The sequence below is a fragment of the Desulfobacterales bacterium genome (genome assembly GCA_028704555.1).
Lineage (GTDB): Bacteria > Desulfobacterota > Desulfobacteria > Desulfobacterales > JAQWFD01 > JAQWFD01.
Map to the genome: position 1 here is coordinate 1 of JAQWFD010000056.1, position 17,175 is coordinate 17,175.

A 17,175-nucleotide genomic window follows, 5' to 3' on the forward strand; every position below is an offset into this window, starting at 1 on the left:
TTTGAGGCTTGCCGAGTTTTTGCGCTTTAGCTTCATGGGCCCGGCATCCCCCGGATCGTGCTGGAGAAGCCGGCAATGGGCGGGACGGACCCCGTGACATGGTGGCCGCAGTTATGATCAAGCCCCAAAAATGAATTGCACCATCTTGCCGATGCCCTTAAAGCTTTTCAAGAAACTGCTTTTCAGCGCTGAATCCGGTCAGCATGCCACGGCTTAATTTTTTCAGTCGGCATTTCGGACAGATCAGTATATCCACATCGGAAAATCCGGTCTTTTTCCGGACGAATTTAAATACCTTCGAGGTAATATGCTCTTCCCCACATACCGGACAATGCAGCGGCCCGGTTTTTTTCGTATCCTTGTCTTCAGATTTTTTTGGCGTGAGAATGCCGGTTACCGAACGATCAGATCCGATTCTGCCTTCACGGCATGTGGGACACACCAGGATTTCTATTTCCGGCAGGCCGGTATTTTCGACAATATAATCCACAATCGGCCGGGTAATATGAACATCTCCACATACCGGACAATGCAGATATTCGGGATTGGATCGAAGCAGGGATTTATCTGGTGTAAAGCCGGACAACATATCCCTGCCCAGTTTCTGCTGACGGCACCTGGGGCAAATGAGCAGATCAATGACATGGAGCCCGGTTTTTTCCATTTCATAGGCAACCATACCCTTTGTTATATGTTGCCGGCCACAGATGGGACACCTGAGAAGGTCAAAGCTCTGATGCCAGAGTGAACGAGTATCAGATTGCATTTTTTCCTTGATCGCACCTGTCGGACATATATTGCTGCAGGTAAAGCACCCGATACAATCCTCATTGGCTTCCCTGTACGGGGTTTCTACCACCTTGTCTGCCCCGCGACCCGTAGTATATATAGCGGCAGTCCCCTGTTCATGGCAGGCTCTGTAACATAACCCGCACAAAACACATTTTTTATTTTTCGCTCCGATCGGTTCAAATCGATTTTCAACGGGTTCACGCAGGATATTCTCTATCACCGGCTTAGCCTCCGGGGCCCTGGCCAGTAATAACTGTGCCGACATCATTCTGGATTTTTTCACCTTTTCCGTATCCGTATAAAAATATTCCGTCTTACGAATCGGATAGGCACAGGAAGCAACCAGTTTTGACCAGTCCCCTTTTCTAAGCTCCACCAGGCACAGCCTGCACCCCCCATATTCGGGCAATGCCGGATGATAACACAGCGAGGGGATATAAATATTATGTTCTCTGCACACCTCAATCAGTTTGGCATCTTTTTCGGCTTTGAATTTATTATCATTGATATAAATATCTATCATCGGTTATCTCCGCAATTTACCATGTTATCGCGTTAAAGTTACAGGAGAGTCTACATTCACCGCATTTAACGCATTTATCCTGATTGATTTTGTACGTTCCATCATCTGCTTTTTCAATGGCACTGACGACACACGCCTTATAACATGCTCCGCATTTTTTGCATGCTTCCGGGTCAATTTCAAATCGAGTCAACCTCTTGCATACACCCGCCGTACAATGTTTATTCTCGATATGATCGATATATTCATGTTTAAAATACCGAAGGGTACTCAACAACGGATTGGGAGCACTTTTACCCAGACCGCACAAGGCGCTTTCACTGATATATTCCCCGAGCTCTTCAAGCAGTTCGATATCTTCCATTCTGCCTTCACCGCGTGTAATCCGTTCGAGGATACTATATACCTGCATCAGGCCTTCACGGCACGGCGTACATTTACCGCAGGATTCTTCCATCAGAAACCTGGTAAAATACCTGGCCAGTTCCACCATACAGTCACAGTCATCCATGACAATCATGCCACCGGAGCCCATCATGGAACCAACACGGGTCAGGGAATCATAATCGATCGGCAAATCCATATAATCGATCGGGATACAGCCTCCGGAAGGCCCGCCGGTTTGAACGGCTTTAAACGGTCTGTTCTTTGAAATTCCACCGCCCACGTCATAAATGATTTCACGAAGCGCTATTCCCATCGGCACTTCGATCAATCCGGCATTTTTTATCTTGCCGACCAGCGAAAACACTTTGGTGCCAGGCGAGCCTTCCGTTCCCAGTTCGCGGTATTTATCGGCACCATTTAATATGATGTAGGGCACATTGGCAAAGGTTTCGACATTATTGAGCAGACTGGGTTTTTTCCAGAGACCGGCTTCAGCCGCATGAACGTATTTTTCATTGGGCTCGCCTATTTTCCCCTCAATCGATCGCATCAGCGCAGATGACTCACCGCATACGAAGGCACCGGCACCCCGCTTGATTTTGATGTCAAAGGAAAAGTCAGTTCCCATTATTTGATCGCCCAAAAAGCCTTTTTTCTTTGCGGCATCAATCGCAATTCTCAGGTTTTTTATGGCAATCGGATATTCATCCCGAACATATATATACCCCTGAGTCGATCCCACGGCATAGGCGGCAATGGCCATTCCCTCCAGAACCAGATGGGGTGTTCCCTGCATAACACTTCGATCCATAAATGCGCCGGGATCGCCCTCATCGCCATTGCAAAGGACATACTTAGGCGTCTGTTCTGATTCGAATATGCTCTTCCATTTGCGTCCGGTAGAAAACCCTCCACCGCCGCGGCCTCTGAGTCCTGACTTTATGATTTCATTTACGATATCTTCCGGATGCAACGTCAGGGTTTTCTTCAATGCATCATAACCGCCGAAATCAAGATAATCGTCAATACTTTCAGGATCCACCTGCCCATTGGTATTTAAAACAATTTTTTTCTGTTTTCTGTAAAAGGGAATCTCATGAACTTTTTCGAATTTTTCCCTGGTTTTGGCATCTTTCCAGAGCAGCCGGTCAACCACCTGATGCTGTCTGGCTTTTTCTATAATTTCTTCAACATCATCCGGCTTTACTTTTTGATAAAAGATATCGCCGGGCTGTACCTGAATGACCGGACCTGCCGCGCAAAATCCCTGGCAACCGGTCAGTTTAATCTCAAACCAGTCCTGTTTATGATTCTGAAACCTCTCATAAATTTCCTGGCTTCCATTTCCCAGGCAGCCCACATCCCCACAAACTAAAAATTTAATTTTCATTGCGCCTCCCGAAGTCTGTCAATGATATCTCTGACTTTTTTGCGTGTCAAATGCCCGTAAATTTTTTCATTGATCGACATTGCAGGCGCCATTGCACAAGCCCCGATGCAATTAACTGTTTCAAGGGTAAAGAGTTTATCATCGGTTGTTTCATCAACCCCTATCCCCAGATAACTTTGGATCTCATCCGATATATTTTCTGATAGTTTTAAATGGCAGGCGGTCCCTTCGCAGACCTTAATGATATACCTGCCCTTTTCTACCAGTGAAAATGCTTTATAAAACGTAGCGATCGCATACGCATAAGAATACGGTACCCCCGTCGACTGACTGATTTTTTTAAGATTGTCTTTTGATATATAGTTGTATGTATTCTGTATATCCTGCATCGCCTGAATAATTGCAGATGAATCATCAGCGTATTGTTCCAGATTTATATCATTTTTCATAGCGGCGCCTATCTTAGTCTGCGTTTAGCAAATTATGGTTCAGCTGACTCTTTAACTTGAGTTTGTTATAATGAAGTACAGGGCTCTAAAACGGTGCATTTGAAAATCGCTGAAAGCCCTGTATCCCCTTTATCGAAAGGTCCGAAGCTATTTAATACCGTTTGCAATTGCTAAATCGGTATGGGATATCATTATTTAATGAATGAAATTTTGTCCAGACCCAGCTCCTGAAGTTTTTCGGCCAATGGCACCCCATCTTCATCCCAGCCCCGGGTCGCATAATATTTCGGCAGCATTTCATCCAATCGGCTGACCCGGCCCTTAGCCGGGCCTGCGACAACAGGATCATTGAGCAACCTTGGAGGCAACGTGTCGTCTGCCTTTGTAAAACCGGCCTTCATGTTGAACAATCGCTCCAGGTTGTTAATCCGCTCGCCGCACTGCAGGACCGACTCTACGGTATAGTCAATTCCGGTCATGGCCGCCAGCTGATCCGCTATTTGCTGACCCCCCAGGGCAAATGTAGTAAACAGGCATAACCCGGCCGAATCAACTGCTGCGGTCAGATCCTGAAATATTTTACACCACACGTCTTTGCCTTCTATTTCATGCTGATCCAGTTTTTCAGGCAGACCGAGAATTTCAGGAGAAATCAGGTATCCCCGGACATGGGCTGCGCCGCAATTTGCCGTTGCATAGGTAAGTCCGATGCCCTGAATGGCGCGGGGATCGTAAGCCGGGATTTCCTGTTTTTTCACCGTCATAGACAATTCCGGATGCCCGTAGGATTCGGCAAGGCGGTAAGAGCCTTCGGCCAGTTTATCACCAAAGCCTTCGCGTTTGGCAGTCATTTCAACCAATTTAATAACGACATCCGGATCGCCGAAGTTGATTTCCATGCCGGCTTCTTCTTTGGTGAGATAGCCTTTTTGATACAGCTCCATGGCACAACCGATCGTGGACCCCATGGTAATGGTATCAAAGCCCTGTTCATTGCAGATAAAATTGGCCTTGATAACGGCATCAAGATTATCCACCCCGCACTGTGCACCAAAGGCCCATGCAGTTTCATATTCAGGCCCTTCGCCAAATCCTGCATATTTTGGATGGGTTACCTGAGTGACCCTGCCGCAGGCAATGGTGCATCCAAAACATCCCCGTTTGCGGACGAGCTGCTGCTTATTCATGGTTTCACTGCTGATATGATCTGCCTCGGGGAAATAGGACTCCTGAAAATTACGCGTCGGAAGCGCACCGCTGGCATTAATGATATTCATGAGTATATTAGAGCCAAACGTCGGAAGGCCTTCTCCGCACACGGGATTTTCCGCCATCATTTTTCTGATGCTCAATGCAACCGATCTGACTTTTACCGGATCCGCCGGCGTTACAGCGCCGGTTCCCTTTACAACGACCGCTTTTAATTTTTTAGAGCCCATGACCGCACCCACGCCGGATCTGCCGGCTGCACGATCTTTTTCATTCATAATCGAGGCAAACCGGATCAGTTTTTCACCCGTAGGACCGATACAGGCGACCTTGGCCATCGGATCCGTTTCAAGTAGCAGGGCATCGGTTGTTTCACCGGAGGTTTTACCCCAGATATGGGATGCATCTCGAATTTCCACTTTGTCATCATCAATAAACAGGTAAACCGGTTTTTCGGAAACCCCTTCAAAAATAACCATATCATAACCGGCATATTTCATCATGACACCGAACATGCCGCCGGAATTGGCCGCAGCGATCGCGCCGGTAAGAGGCCCTTTGGTTACCACTTCATAACGGCCGGTTGATGCACCGAGCCCCCCTGTCATCGGACCGCTTGCAAAGATAAGCTTGTTTTCGGAAGACAACGGATCAACTTCCGGATCGACCTCAGCGACAAAATATCTTGTTCCAAGACCTCTGGCGCCCAAGTAATCTTTTGCCCACTGTTTATTGAGGTTCTCGGTTTGAATTCTGCCATCAGACAAGTTTACGCGCAGTATCTTTCCTATCCATCCGTACATAGCTTATGCCTCCTTTCCGAATACCTGTTCAAATTTTGCTGACATAGCCTTTTTTCTGTCCAGGGTTTCCAGATCGGCTTTTATCCATTGAATCGCACCGGTCGGACAAAATTTGGCACATTCCGGATCACCATGGCAGGTATCACATTTAATGACCGTTTTTAATGCTCTGTCATATGAGATATTGCCGAACGGACAAGCCGTCACGCACATTCTACAGCCGATGCATTTTTCAGCATTATACTCAACAAGACCGGTTTCCGGATTTCTAACCAGAGCGTCGACAACACAGACTTTGGCACAAGCCGGATCATCACACTGAAGACAAGTCAACGGAACCGAAAATTTCATTGGCGAAGACAGCACCTCAATTCTGGATTTTGCCAGGCTAAAGTTTCCATAATGTTTCAAAGTGCATGCCAGCTGACATGAACGACAATCGATGCATTTTTCAGGTTGAAGCAGCAGTACATTTTGCATATTCGTACCTCCCCATGTTAACATAACGTTATGCGACGGTTTCATAACATGGCCGGATGCCGGGGCTAAATTTCTCTCCTCATCGATGCCGCGCCTGTCTCGGGGCATCGCATGCAACCAATTTTATCGACCCTGCATCTGGACGCTTTTTAAAAAACCGCCTACAAAACAACCGATCTATTTATTGTGTTAAACGCTTTAATCTTGAATGGACGGGAAGTCTTAAACTTCCTGTCCGGTTGATTTTCAATCAACGCAAAATCAAGGCCACTTGAATTAAAAAACTGATTTTTTTCAGCTATCTTTTTTAACCATTTGTTATTACAGTTTATTATAATTATATTTTTTTAATTCCGCTATCCGGCGGATCTGGCACCCGGACCTGCCACCCCGTCTTTGAGTCATATTTACACATACGCTAAAAAATATCGGGTACTTTTGACCCACACTGCCATTTAAAAGTTTTTTTGACCCATTAACGTTAAAATATCAATTAAACCAACAAGTTTGATTTATTCGTTCATCGATTTTTCAGAAGGCAGAACGGAGGCATGATGAATATCTACAAAATCTCTGTTCCGGAAATTTTTTTCGGCCGCGGCAGTTTGAAATATGCCGGCATAACCGCACGGCGACTGGGTGCAGAAAAAATATTATTTGTCAGTGACAGCGGACTGGAAAAAACCGGATGGCTCGACCTGATCTTTGAAATACTTGAAAGAGAAAATCTGAAGTGGATCAAATTCACGACCGTTGTCCCCAATCCCAGAGATCTTGATATTGAGGAAGGTGCTCGATTATACCGGCAGGAGGGTTGCGATGTGGTCATGTCGCTGGGGGGTGGCAGTCCTATGGACACGGCAAAGGGAATCGCGCTTCTTACAAGCAATGGAGGCTGTATCAGAGACTATGAAGGTGCAAACCGCATTCAGAGCCCTCTGCCGCCCATGATTTTTCTTCCCTCCACCGCCGGAGGGGGATCGGATATCTCCCAGTTTGCTATCATCACGGACGCAAAACGCAATATCAAAATGTCGATTATCAGCCGGACCTTGGTGCCCAACATATCCATCGTCGATCCGATTCTTCTGATGACAAACTCGGAAGGTCTGATCATAACATCGGCTATCGACGCCCTGGCACATGCCATTGAATCATATGTATCCCTTCTGGCAAGCCCCCTTACGGAAGTCAGGTCCCTGAAAGCCATTGATCTTATTTTAAAGCATCTGCCATTGGCATTAAAATACCGCCAGCTGGATGATCTGGAAAATTTAGCCATAGCGAGCACATCAGCGGCCATTGCCTTCAGCAATGCCAGTCTGGGAATGGAGCATGCCATTGCACACTCTTTAGGCGGCATGCTGGATGTGGTCCACGGTTTGATTCATCCCATTCTGCTGGCGCCGGTCATGCGTTATAACCTGCCGGTCTGTGTGAATAAAATTGCAAAATTCGGGGAAATCATCCTGGGCAAACGCCTTCAAACCGATGAATCGACCGCTCACGCAGGGATTGAGAAACTCGAAAAATTTTGCGCTTCTCTGAACGTCACAACCCGGTTAAGAGACATTGTATCGGATCGCGAGACATTGCCTCTGGTATGCCAGATGGCAATGTATGATTCATGCCTGCTGACCAACCCGCGGCCGGCTACCTGGGAACAGATGCTCCAAATCTGCGAAGAGGTCTGGTAATGCAGAAAACAACAAAGTTAGAAGACCTGATCGGTTTTGGCCATACCAAACTCGGGTTTTTCGGTGAAGTACAAAAAAAAGTACAGGAACTGCAAGCGTCCAACCGGGAACTTGAACAAAAGAGGCAGGAAATTCAAGCGATTCTCGATGGTATTACGGATGTAATCGTCGTAGTCACTCCGGATTATCGCATCCAGTCCGTCAATCAATTGTTTCATTCGGTATTTAACGTCAACACCGCGGAAAATCTGCTGTGCCATAAAGTGCTTCGAGGCCGGAACCACCCCTGCCCGGAATGTCCCATGCAGAAGGCACTGGAAACCAACTCCCTGAACAGAGGCCTGTCGATTATCCCTTTAAACGGAAAAAATTCTCATTTTGAAATTACCGCCTCCCCTCTCCGCGATAAAAACGGCCATCCGGAAAGCGTTCTGCTGCTGATGCGGGATGTCACGATGGAAAAGGAATATGAGGCCAAATACTTATATACTGAAAAAATGGCTACCATTGGCCTGCTTGCAGCCGGTGTCGCCCACGAAATCAATAATCCACTGGCTGCTATCAGCGGTTTTGCCGAAGGGATCAAGCGCCGGATGCCGGCATTGGACAAGTGCCTGGGCAGCAGCCAGTCATGCAGAATTCTGGCGGATGACTTTCATGAATATATTGACACCATATTGACCGAGTGCAATCGGTGCCGTGAGATCGTAAAAAACCTGCTGACATTCAGTCCCCGGAAGCAACCGGAATTTTTAGCGATTGATATCAACGACCTGATCGAAGATATCGTTAAGCTGCTTCACCATAAGCTCAAACATCTTCCACCCGGTACGGTCAAACTGGATCTGGACCGATCCATTCCCTATGTCAGGGGCATATCAGCGGAATTAAAACAGGTCATCCTGAATCTGATTCTCAATGCACTGGATGCGATAAAAAGCAAAGGGGCCATCTCGATTCATACCCGATTTGAAAAAGACAGATGGATCATTATTTCCGTTCAGGATACGGGCTGCGGCATACCGGAAAAAAACATTCAGCACTTATTTGAACCCTTTTTCACCACAAAACCGGTGGGTCAGGGAATCGGCGTTGGCCTTTCCACCTGTTACAATATTATACATCAGCATGATGGGGAAATTAACGTCATCAGCCAGGAAGGCAAGGGATCAACATTTGAGGTAAAACTTCCACATTCATGTGATTGACGATGCAGGAAACAGATTTCATAAATATTTTAGTTGTCGATGATGAAGAGCCTATCCGACGATTGATTCGTAAAGAGCTGGGATCATCCAACCGCCAGATTCTCACCGCCGCAAATGCCCGGGAGGCGTTCTCCATCACCCGGAAACACAATCTGGACATCATTATTCTGGATATCAACCTGCCGGATGGAAACGGTCTGGATCTCATGAGAAATTTCATTGACGAAATTCCTCCGATCGAAGTAATTCTGATAACCGGATTCGGTGATATCGATACCGCCGTAAAAGCGATGAAAATCGGTGCGTACGACTACATCACCAAGCCTTTCAACCTGGATCATCTGGACATGGTCGTGGAAAAGGCATATCAGCGGATTTGTCTGAAGCGTGAAAACCGCATGCTGCGCCACAGCCAGAAAAGCGAGCCACCGGAAAAACTCCTCTGCAATTCTGCGGTAATGGAGCATATTCATTATCTGATCAGAAAGGTCTCCCCCACAGATGTTCCGGTACTCCTCACCGGAGACAGCGGCGTCGGAAAAAGCTTTATCGCCAAAATTATTCACAGCCAGAGCAAGCGGGCAAACCAGCCCCTGATCACCAAAAACTGCGGCACACTGCAAAACGAACTGATTCGCAGCGAACTTTTCGGGTATTGCAAAGGGGCATTTACCGGAGCAGATGAAACCCGGGAAGGTTTATTGGCGATGGCGCATAAAGGCACCCTCTTTCTGGATGAAATCGGAGAGCTGCCCATGGAAGTGCAGGCGTCCCTTCTGCGCGTGCTGGAAAGCCAGATGTACCGGCGGGTAGGCGATAAAGAAGAGCGGACCGTGGATACCCGCTTCATATTCGCTACCAACCGCAATCTGGTTGAGGAAGCGGCAGCCGGCCGGTTCAGCGAAGCCCTGTATCATCGAATCAATGTCTTCAATATTGAAATCAGGCCGTTACGGGAGAGAAAAGAAGAGATTCCCGCACTGGCACAGCATTTTCTCAAATCCAACCCGATCGGAATCCCCTGCCGGATAACCGATCGGGCCATGAAATGTCTTACCGAATATCACTGGCCCGGAAATATACGGGAGCTGAAAAACGTCATTGAAAGAGGGATCATCCTTGCCGAAGACGGACTGATTACCGAAAAAGAACTTCCGTTCAAGCTGTTAGAGGCATCTCAGGGCGAAGAGGCCATCGGTTCCATGACCGATGACACACAAATTCACTCATTAAAAGAAATGGAAAGACGGCATATCTTAAAGGTCCTGAAAACAACGAACGGATCCCGCACCCAGACAGCCGACCTCCTGGGAATCGGCAGAAAAACGCTGTATCGAAAGCTGAAGGATTTTGGGATTGAGGAGTGAGGCGGTTATTGGCTGATGGCCACCCGCTAGTTCATTGCCAGATCGATTTGGGTCATGGAATAATCCGACAATTCAACGACCAACAGCTTACTCATCAGTTGAGGTTCGCCCCAGAGATTTTTTAAAATTTCATTCGCCATGATGCTGGACACACAGAACACAATCTGCGGTGAAACCGGAATCACGTCACAGGCGTCTGTTAATCCGCCATAAATATCCCTGAGCAAAGGAGTTTTTCCTCTTGCTACGGTGGTAATCTGACCATAGTCATTCAGAATCCCGCCATGCACCAGGAACTCGCCGGGCTTTAATATCGTCTCCAGTGCAAAACGGCCCGGGTAATTGTCAAGGCAATCCGCAATGCCGTCAAACCGGTATCGGGCCATCTTCCTCGAAAAATCCACTTCATCGATGGTAATATTGATAGGCGCTATTTCCGTAAACCCGTTAATCGCCCGCAGACGTTCAGTTGAGACGTCTGTCTTGGACTTGCCAAGGTCATCAAGTGTGTAAAGCGCCTGCCGGTTTAAATCCGGCTCGTCAATCTCTTTCCGATCGATGGTAATCAATCGACCGATCCCCGAACGGACCAGCAATTCGGACACCACACATCCCAGGCCCCCGATACCGGCGACCAGTATGGTGCTTTCTGCCAGTACTTTCTGTTTTTCTTCGCCCCAGGAAGCGATATTTCTCGCAAATATTTTCTTATAATCCATCAACCGCCGCCACCGGGCGGAAATACGGAAACCACTGCCCCATCCTTAACAGCAGATGCGGTACCGTCAAGGTGGTGGATATTTATCCCGTCGACCAGAATAATGACACCCGGTATAATAGCGCCAGCCTCATTCAGGAGTTTGTTAATAAAACGTTTGCCGGTAACTGTCTCACATTCCTCCAGGAGTCCGGCCACATCAAACGCTTTGGAACTGACCGTCAACTGCTTTCGGCCTACAATCATGCGAACGGTAGCATAGAAATTTACGGTAATCATATTCAGCGCCAACCTTTCTTTCGAACCTGAGTTTAAATCCATCAGCAATCCAATTGTAAAAATATATAATAGGTATAAACGGATAATGTCAAGCCATTAAGGCCCCGCCATATCGGTCCCGACCGATGTCTCAACAACCGGGAATGACGCAGATCCGCATCGAAAAGAATGATGCAGTGTCAATCGCTGTTCTGATGCAATACCGGTAACAATTTATTGTAGACAAACGTGACGGAAAGCGTAAATACGGCGGCACCGGATCCCAGCAGCGCGCAGATAGTCAGCGGAGCCATCAGGGCAAGACGGATCATCACGGTCGCCACGGCATAGGCTGAATTTCTGAATGCCACATGGTAGCTGGTACTGCACCGGATGGATATCAGAACAATCAGGATATCACTGAATATCAGAATCGTATAAAACGATTCAAACATTGAATTGGCAGGGGCATGGAGAATATAGGCCAGGAGGCTGTCCATCGAGATAAACCCGAAACTGATCAACAGGAATATGGCAATTGCCTTTTTTGTAATAATAAAGGACAGTTTGTCATGCTCGTCTTTCGTAATCGGATTCGGCTGCTGAATTTTGTAATAAATGCCCAATACCGTAAATATCAGAAGCGCCCCGGTGGCTGTAACGACAATAGAAACAAGCGAATTAGAGATCTGGTCCCATACCAGAGGTTCGCTGAAGTGGGAAAATTCCTTGAATGAATCTCTCAACAAAATAAGAGAGAGTATTTCAAACTGTTTTGCAACTGAAATTGACACAGAACCTGCTATGGAAAAAATCAGGCCCAGGACTTCAAACACCAGTACAAGGGTAAATGCCATATCAATGGCCATAAAATGACTGAGCGGGAAATAACTGTTCAGCGGCGCGGGAATGAGATTGTTCCGGTTGGCCTCAATCATGATAAGGGCTAGAATATAACTGAAAACAACAATGGTTCCGATGATCTGATGAAGCCGGAGACTTTTCCAGGCACGTTCCAGCTGGTCAAACAATCTGCTTAATTGCGCCATAACAACATTTAATTTTAACATATAACTTCGTCAGTTCTCTCTTTTGATAATTTGGATTATAATTCACGTAAAACGCAAGGATTATAACAGTCGTGAGGGATGAGTCGTGAGTCGATGGAAGCCAGTCTGATCTTTTTATATTGTTCACCCATTCATCCCAAAGCATAAAGCCCCTACGCCCGGCCCGGTCACCGGTTTTGCCATGCGGGTTCCTGTTGCGCGGACGCCGCCTTCCCAATAAGTCACACGGGTGCTTGCCGGGGTCTGCATTTCCTGGTTGGAAACGGGTGGGGTCAGATTCCTGAAACACACCGGCAATTTCCAACGCATCGCGAGACGTCTGCCCAGTGTAATGGTGAATATGTTTACCGATATCGGTTACCGCCACATGCGCCAGATAAATCTGATCAAAACGCCATTTGGATAAGGGTTCAGACCCATCGACTGCCGACACGGATGAATTGACACGGCTTCTGAAAAACGTAAAGCTGGTAACCGCCGCTGCACGGTGAAGGTCCTGTTCCCGATTTCTGTTATGATCCATTTGCATCAATCACCCGATCCAATCAGCGGCAACACCTTGTCCACCGTGAAAACAACCAGAAACAAAGGCTTTCTAAAAATTTCCTGTTCCTCCGGACAGTATTTACGACGGAGTGAATTAATTTTTTCGATATCGGTTTCCTCCCGGATAAAGGTCAGAGACATTCGCTTTCCCCGATATCCCTGGCCTTTTTCCATAAACAGAAACGCTGCATGCGGATTGGACAGGACATTGGCATGCGTCAACCGGTCATTCATAATAAATGCGGCCGTTCCGTCCTCCAGGATATGGGGGCGGGAGTAAATGGCGATATCTACTTTCCCATCTTTACTTGCCGTCGAAAGGATGCTTAAACCTTCTGTGTTCTCGAAATAGTCGTAAAGTTCCATAACGTCTCCTTAAAAGCTGCTGAGGGCTCACTCAAAAATAACTTCCCATTTTAAGCGCCGATGCATCCTGCCTGGCTGCGTTACGAAAGTTCGGAGCGAGGGACGGACGGCCTCAGGCCTTTAGGGGCGACCTTCGGGCCGGATGACATCCCCAGCAGCAATCATCCCTGCCATCCCGTTCATACCCTGTTATCTATTTTATTCTCCAATGGACGGACACAGGGGGCCGCCCCTACACCTGTTTTTGTCTACGCCCTTATCTCCCAACACTCAGTCCTTTTCTTTTCTATCATCCGATAATATTCTGCATGCATTTTTGGATTTCAGTGGAATCCGTTTGGGGCCATAGGTGATGGGTTTTCCGATTGATCGGGCTATGTTTCTGAGCATTCCGCCGAAAATCCATTTATGAAACGGATAAAACGCCATCCAGTATAACAGACCCATAAGCCCTTTCGGCAGGAACCGAGCAAGTTGCTGAAGTTCAACCCGATCAGCGGCCAGGGGCTTGATCCTGAATTCCAGCAATGCTTCCCCGGGCAGTTTCATTTCGGCCAGCAGAACCAGTCGCCGAGGCTCGTCCACCTCCAGAACCCGCCAGAAATCCAGGGCATCTCCGACATATAATTTTGACGGATGCCGGCGTCCTCGTTTCAGGCCGCTTCCCCCCAGCAACCGGTCCAGATCTCCCCGAAGCCGCCACAGCGCATCCCCAAAATACCAGCCCCTGACACCGCCGATCCGGGTGACCGGTTCCCAGACTTCATCGGCACTCGCTTTCAAATGCACCCGATACCCGCATTCGAGAATATTTCCGCCGGCGTACTGCGCGTCACCGCAATGGCTCCATTCCGGAATAAACAGCACCCCGGCATCAGACCATCGGGTTTCGACCAGTTCCTGCTGAATTCGCTCCATGGCCAGGCGGATCGTTTCCCTGCAGCTTAACAGCTTCTGCGGGATAATCGACCGGATGCTATGTTCCCGACACGTCACATTAATGGCCAGCCCTTCAACCAGAGGTCTTGCCAGTGATGCGGGAACCGGCGTGATCAGATGAATCCAGTAGGCGCTTAACGCAGGCGTCAGCCCCGGAACCGGAATGATCCATCTTCGCGGAAGACCGGCTTCCTCGGCATAAATCTCCATAAGCTTCCGGTAGGTGAGTATATCGGGGCCTCCGATATCGTATGTCTGCCCGATTGTTTCAGCCGATTCCAGACATCCCTGGAGATAATGAAGCACATTTCGAATGGCAATCGGCTGGCAGGGGGTTTTTACCCAACCCGGAGTAATCAGTATGGGCAGCCGTTCACATAGATACCGCAGAATTTCAAATGAAGCGCTTCCGGAGCCCAAAACCATGGCCGCCCTTAAATGGGTGACCGGTACCGGACCGGACTGAAGGATTCCGGCCACCTCATGACGTGATTTCAAATGATCGCTCAACTTCGGATCATCCATATCTCCCAGACCGCCGAGATAAATAATCCGCTGCATATTGGCACCGGCCGCCGCCTCAGCCATATTCCGGGCTGCATTTCTGTCTGCTTCGGCAAAATCGGCATGCCGGGGGTTCATCGAATGGACCAGATAATATGCCGCATAACAATCCTTCGCCGCAACTTTCAGAGAATCACAATCCAGCGCATTGCCCTGCGCCAGAACAGCATTCGGATGTGAACTCCACGGTCGGGATGACATCTTTTCTATAGACCGTCCAAACGCCTTTACATGATATCCTGATTCAAGCAATCTCGGTATCAGTCGTCCCCCCACATAGCCGGTCGCTCCGGTCACCAACACGAAGTTTCCCATTTCACCTCCCCTTTTCCCTGATTACAATTTACCCGTATCGATTTTACCCGGTCGTTGCAAAAGTCGAGAATACTTCAGCTCCAAGGCGTCCAGGGGTAAAGCGGCAGTCTGCTACCGATAGCCCTTTTATTCATGCAACGACGGGATTTACTATGGCGCTGTGTTTGATGGAATGCCTCTGCCGGAATTTTGATCTATACGATATCTTAAATCCAGCCACTCTTCAAGCTCCCGAATACGTTCAGACAAATGATAGCGCCCGTCTGCAAAAACCCCGAAATCTCCACCTCCTGCCATGGCCGATGTAAAGCGTATGGTATTGGCATAAAACAGCCATGCATCCTGCCACTTTTTTTCCACGGCTTCATCAAATGGATTTTTCCCTTCTGAAAGTCCTTCAGCAAACCTGTTTTCCCAGATCTCTCCCATAATCGAAGTAGCCGTCAGCACGGCGGCATTGCTGGTTCGAATCGTGTGTTCATACCGCTGCCAGTGAGCGGTGACCCATCCGGTATCATGGCAGTTCCGGCAGATGGCCTGCATGGAGGCAGTTCGATCCGTTGCCGTTTTTTCATCGATCAGCCAGTTTTTTGCAACAGATCCGTCAAACCCCGTTGGCAGGGTCAAGCCGTCCTTGTTTTTAATGATGGTGGTATCCGGTGATCTGGGTTGGGGATGGGCGTATATCAGGCCAAAAATCCGCCATGAGAGCCGGTTACTCACCTGATGGGTTCTCTCGGCTACCTGGTCTCCGTCCACGTTTGCCAGTTGACTGATATGGCAGGCAGCACAGGTCGGAGCGATAAAATCCCTGCCGATGGTCCATGGCACCGCGTTAAAATTCCAGGTATCAGACATGGAAGAAAAAATATTTCCGTGCTTGCTTGCCGTGTACACCTTGAACGCGGGCACATCCGGACCCACATGACACTCCTTGCACGTATAGGGTTTTCGGGCCATTTTGATCGAAAACTGATGCCGCGTGTGACAGGCGGAACAGGCACCGAGGCTTTTGTCCGGATTGACCCGCCCTACCCCCTGATTGGGCCATCCGTCAATTTCCGGAAAATCCATTTCCCCTAAAACCGTATCCCGGGTTTGAATGCCGGTGACCTGAAGGATTGTTCCATGGCAGTAAAAGCATGTTTCGGCCTGAGTAAGCGAATCGGATGGTTCACTGACCACCTTGCCTTCTTTGAAAACAGAGCTGCCGATGATGGTCTCCTGAAGCTGATGATACACCGGATTTTCAGCCAGATTTTTCCTGGCGTGTGCCATGATGTTTTTAGCAAACTGCTCCTGCTCCTGACTGTGACAGACAGCACAGTCATCCGGACTGACCACCACATGCACGTCATAGCCATTATGGCTGAACGTATCCTGATGTGATGCGGATCTGAGCGTATGGCATTCAGCACATCCCACCGCAGCCGCTTTCAGATATTCCGGCACAGCGGCACTTGACACTTTTAATCCGGGGCCTTTGACCGCCATGGCCAGTTTCGGTGTCATCGCTGCATGACGGCCTGCTCTCCAGTCTTCCACAATACCGGGATGAATGGATTCATGGCATGCGATGCACGTCTGTGTAGATTCACTGACCGGCACTTGTGCACTGATCCCTGTTTGCGTCAAAAAACAGATACCCAGAACCATTTCCAAAGCAATGATAAAGGCATTCATACAATCCTCCCGGCGTTATGAAACAGATAGGTATTTGATTCACGCAGGTAGCCGATGATGATACAGCTGCTGATAACTCGGACGGGACTGCTCTATTTCCAGGCCTGACGAAACGCTCTGATTGACGATGTCCCGGCCCCATGGAACAGCACATGGTTAAAAAAAATTTAATACATCTGCAGATTCTGCTAAGCGGCTGAAAGAACATGAATTTATGCTTTTCTCGCAGCCATCCTGCAATATCTGTATTTAAACAGTTGTAATTTATATGAGTTATACTATCTTTAAACTCGATGATCCAGTTTTTTTAAATTGACATAAAACGAAGTGCAAAAAAAAGAGGCCGGTCAATCCGATAGTATAAGGAATCCTTTCAAAGGAAACCTCTCATCATACCGGTTGGCCGACCTC

The 17,175-nt window shown here is 48.1% G+C and carries 14 protein-coding genes; 3 read left to right on the plus strand and 11 right to left on the minus strand.

Annotation, left to right across the window (positions count from 1 at the left end):
- Positions 1-157: 157 nt before the first annotated feature.
- The 5 genes from PHQ97_14940 to PHQ97_14960 all read right to left on the minus strand — a co-directional run bounded on the left by PHQ97_14940 (position 158) and on the right by PHQ97_14960 (position 6,033).
- The gene (locus PHQ97_14940) at positions 158-1,315 is read right to left on the minus strand and encodes a 2Fe-2S iron-sulfur cluster-binding protein (protein MDD4394029.1); all 1,158 of its coding nucleotides are present in this window, start codon (positions 1,313-1,315) and stop codon (positions 158-160) included.
- A 16-nt stretch (positions 1,316-1,331) separates the two neighbouring features.
- Positions 1,332-3,092, minus strand: coding sequence for an NADH-ubiquinone oxidoreductase-F iron-sulfur binding region domain-containing protein (locus PHQ97_14945; GenBank protein MDD4394030.1), 1,761 nt, complete (start codon positions 3,090-3,092; stop codon positions 1,332-1,334).
- Positions 3,089-3,541: an NAD(P)H-dependent oxidoreductase subunit E gene (locus PHQ97_14950; GenBank protein ID MDD4394031.1), complete on the minus strand. Its 453-nt coding sequence runs from the start codon at positions 3,539-3,541 to the stop codon at positions 3,089-3,091. The genes PHQ97_14945 and PHQ97_14950 overlap by 4 nt, the downstream gene beginning before the upstream one ends.
- Before the next feature lie 191 nt (positions 3,542-3,732).
- Entirely contained in the window at positions 3,733-5,553 is a 1,821-nt protein-coding gene (locus PHQ97_14955; GenBank protein ID MDD4394032.1) for an aldehyde ferredoxin oxidoreductase family protein, read from the minus strand.
- A gap of 3 nt (positions 5,554-5,556) precedes the next feature.
- Positions 5,557-6,033 carry a 4Fe-4S dicluster domain-containing protein gene (locus PHQ97_14960; protein ID MDD4394033.1) on the minus strand — a complete coding sequence of 159 codons (477 nt, stop codon included), beginning with the start codon at positions 6,031-6,033 and terminating at the stop codon, positions 5,557-5,559.
- 551 nt (positions 6,034-6,584) lie between these two features.
- Here PHQ97_14960 and PHQ97_14965 point away from each other — a divergent pair.
- From PHQ97_14965 to PHQ97_14975, 3 genes are read left to right on the plus strand one after another with little or no spacing between them, the layout of a single operon-like run.
- The gene (locus PHQ97_14965; GenBank protein MDD4394034.1) at positions 6,585-7,730 is read left to right on the plus strand and encodes an iron-containing alcohol dehydrogenase; all 1,146 of its coding nucleotides are present in this window, start codon (positions 6,585-6,587) and stop codon (positions 7,728-7,730) included.
- On the plus strand, positions 7,730-8,938 hold the full coding sequence (locus tag PHQ97_14970) for an ATP-binding protein (protein ID MDD4394035.1): 1,209 nt from the start codon (positions 7,730-7,732) through the stop codon (positions 8,936-8,938). Before PHQ97_14965 ends, PHQ97_14970 begins: the two co-directional genes overlap by 1 nt.
- A gap of 2 nt (positions 8,939-8,940) precedes the next feature.
- Complete coding sequence (locus PHQ97_14975) at positions 8,941-10,305, plus strand: sigma-54 dependent transcriptional regulator (GenBank protein ID MDD4394036.1); 1,365 nt, start codon at positions 8,941-8,943, stop codon at positions 10,303-10,305.
- A 26-nt stretch (positions 10,306-10,331) separates the two neighbouring features.
- On the opposite strand, the gene PHQ97_14980 is transcribed toward PHQ97_14975, so the two are convergent.
- The 6 genes from PHQ97_14980 to PHQ97_15005 form a co-directional block, all read right to left on the minus strand.
- Positions 10,332-11,024, minus strand: coding sequence for a HesA/MoeB/ThiF family protein (locus PHQ97_14980; protein MDD4394037.1), 693 nt, complete (start codon positions 11,022-11,024; stop codon positions 10,332-10,334).
- On the minus strand, positions 11,024-11,344 hold the full coding sequence (locus PHQ97_14985; protein MDD4394038.1) for a MoaD/ThiS family protein: 321 nt from the start codon (positions 11,342-11,344) through the stop codon (positions 11,024-11,026). The genes PHQ97_14980 and PHQ97_14985 overlap by 1 nt, the downstream gene beginning before the upstream one ends.
- A 137-nt stretch (positions 11,345-11,481) precedes the next feature.
- Positions 11,482-12,351, minus strand: a complete 870-nt coding sequence (locus tag PHQ97_14990; GenBank protein MDD4394039.1) for a hypothetical protein — start codon at positions 12,349-12,351, stop codon at positions 11,482-11,484.
- A gap of 528 nt (positions 12,352-12,879) precedes the next feature.
- The gene (locus PHQ97_14995; protein MDD4394040.1) at positions 12,880-13,263 is read right to left on the minus strand and encodes a pyridoxamine 5'-phosphate oxidase family protein; all 384 of its coding nucleotides are present in this window, start codon (positions 13,261-13,263) and stop codon (positions 12,880-12,882) included.
- A 270-nt stretch (positions 13,264-13,533) separates the two neighbouring features.
- Positions 13,534-15,081 (minus strand): SDR family oxidoreductase, encoded by a 1,548-nt coding sequence (locus PHQ97_15000; protein ID MDD4394041.1) that lies wholly within the window; start codon positions 15,079-15,081, stop codon positions 13,534-13,536.
- Between the two features lie 150 nt (positions 15,082-15,231).
- Complete coding sequence (locus PHQ97_15005) at positions 15,232-16,764, minus strand: multiheme c-type cytochrome (protein MDD4394042.1); 1,533 nt, start codon at positions 16,762-16,764, stop codon at positions 15,232-15,234.
- Positions 16,765-17,175 lie beyond the last annotated feature (411 nt).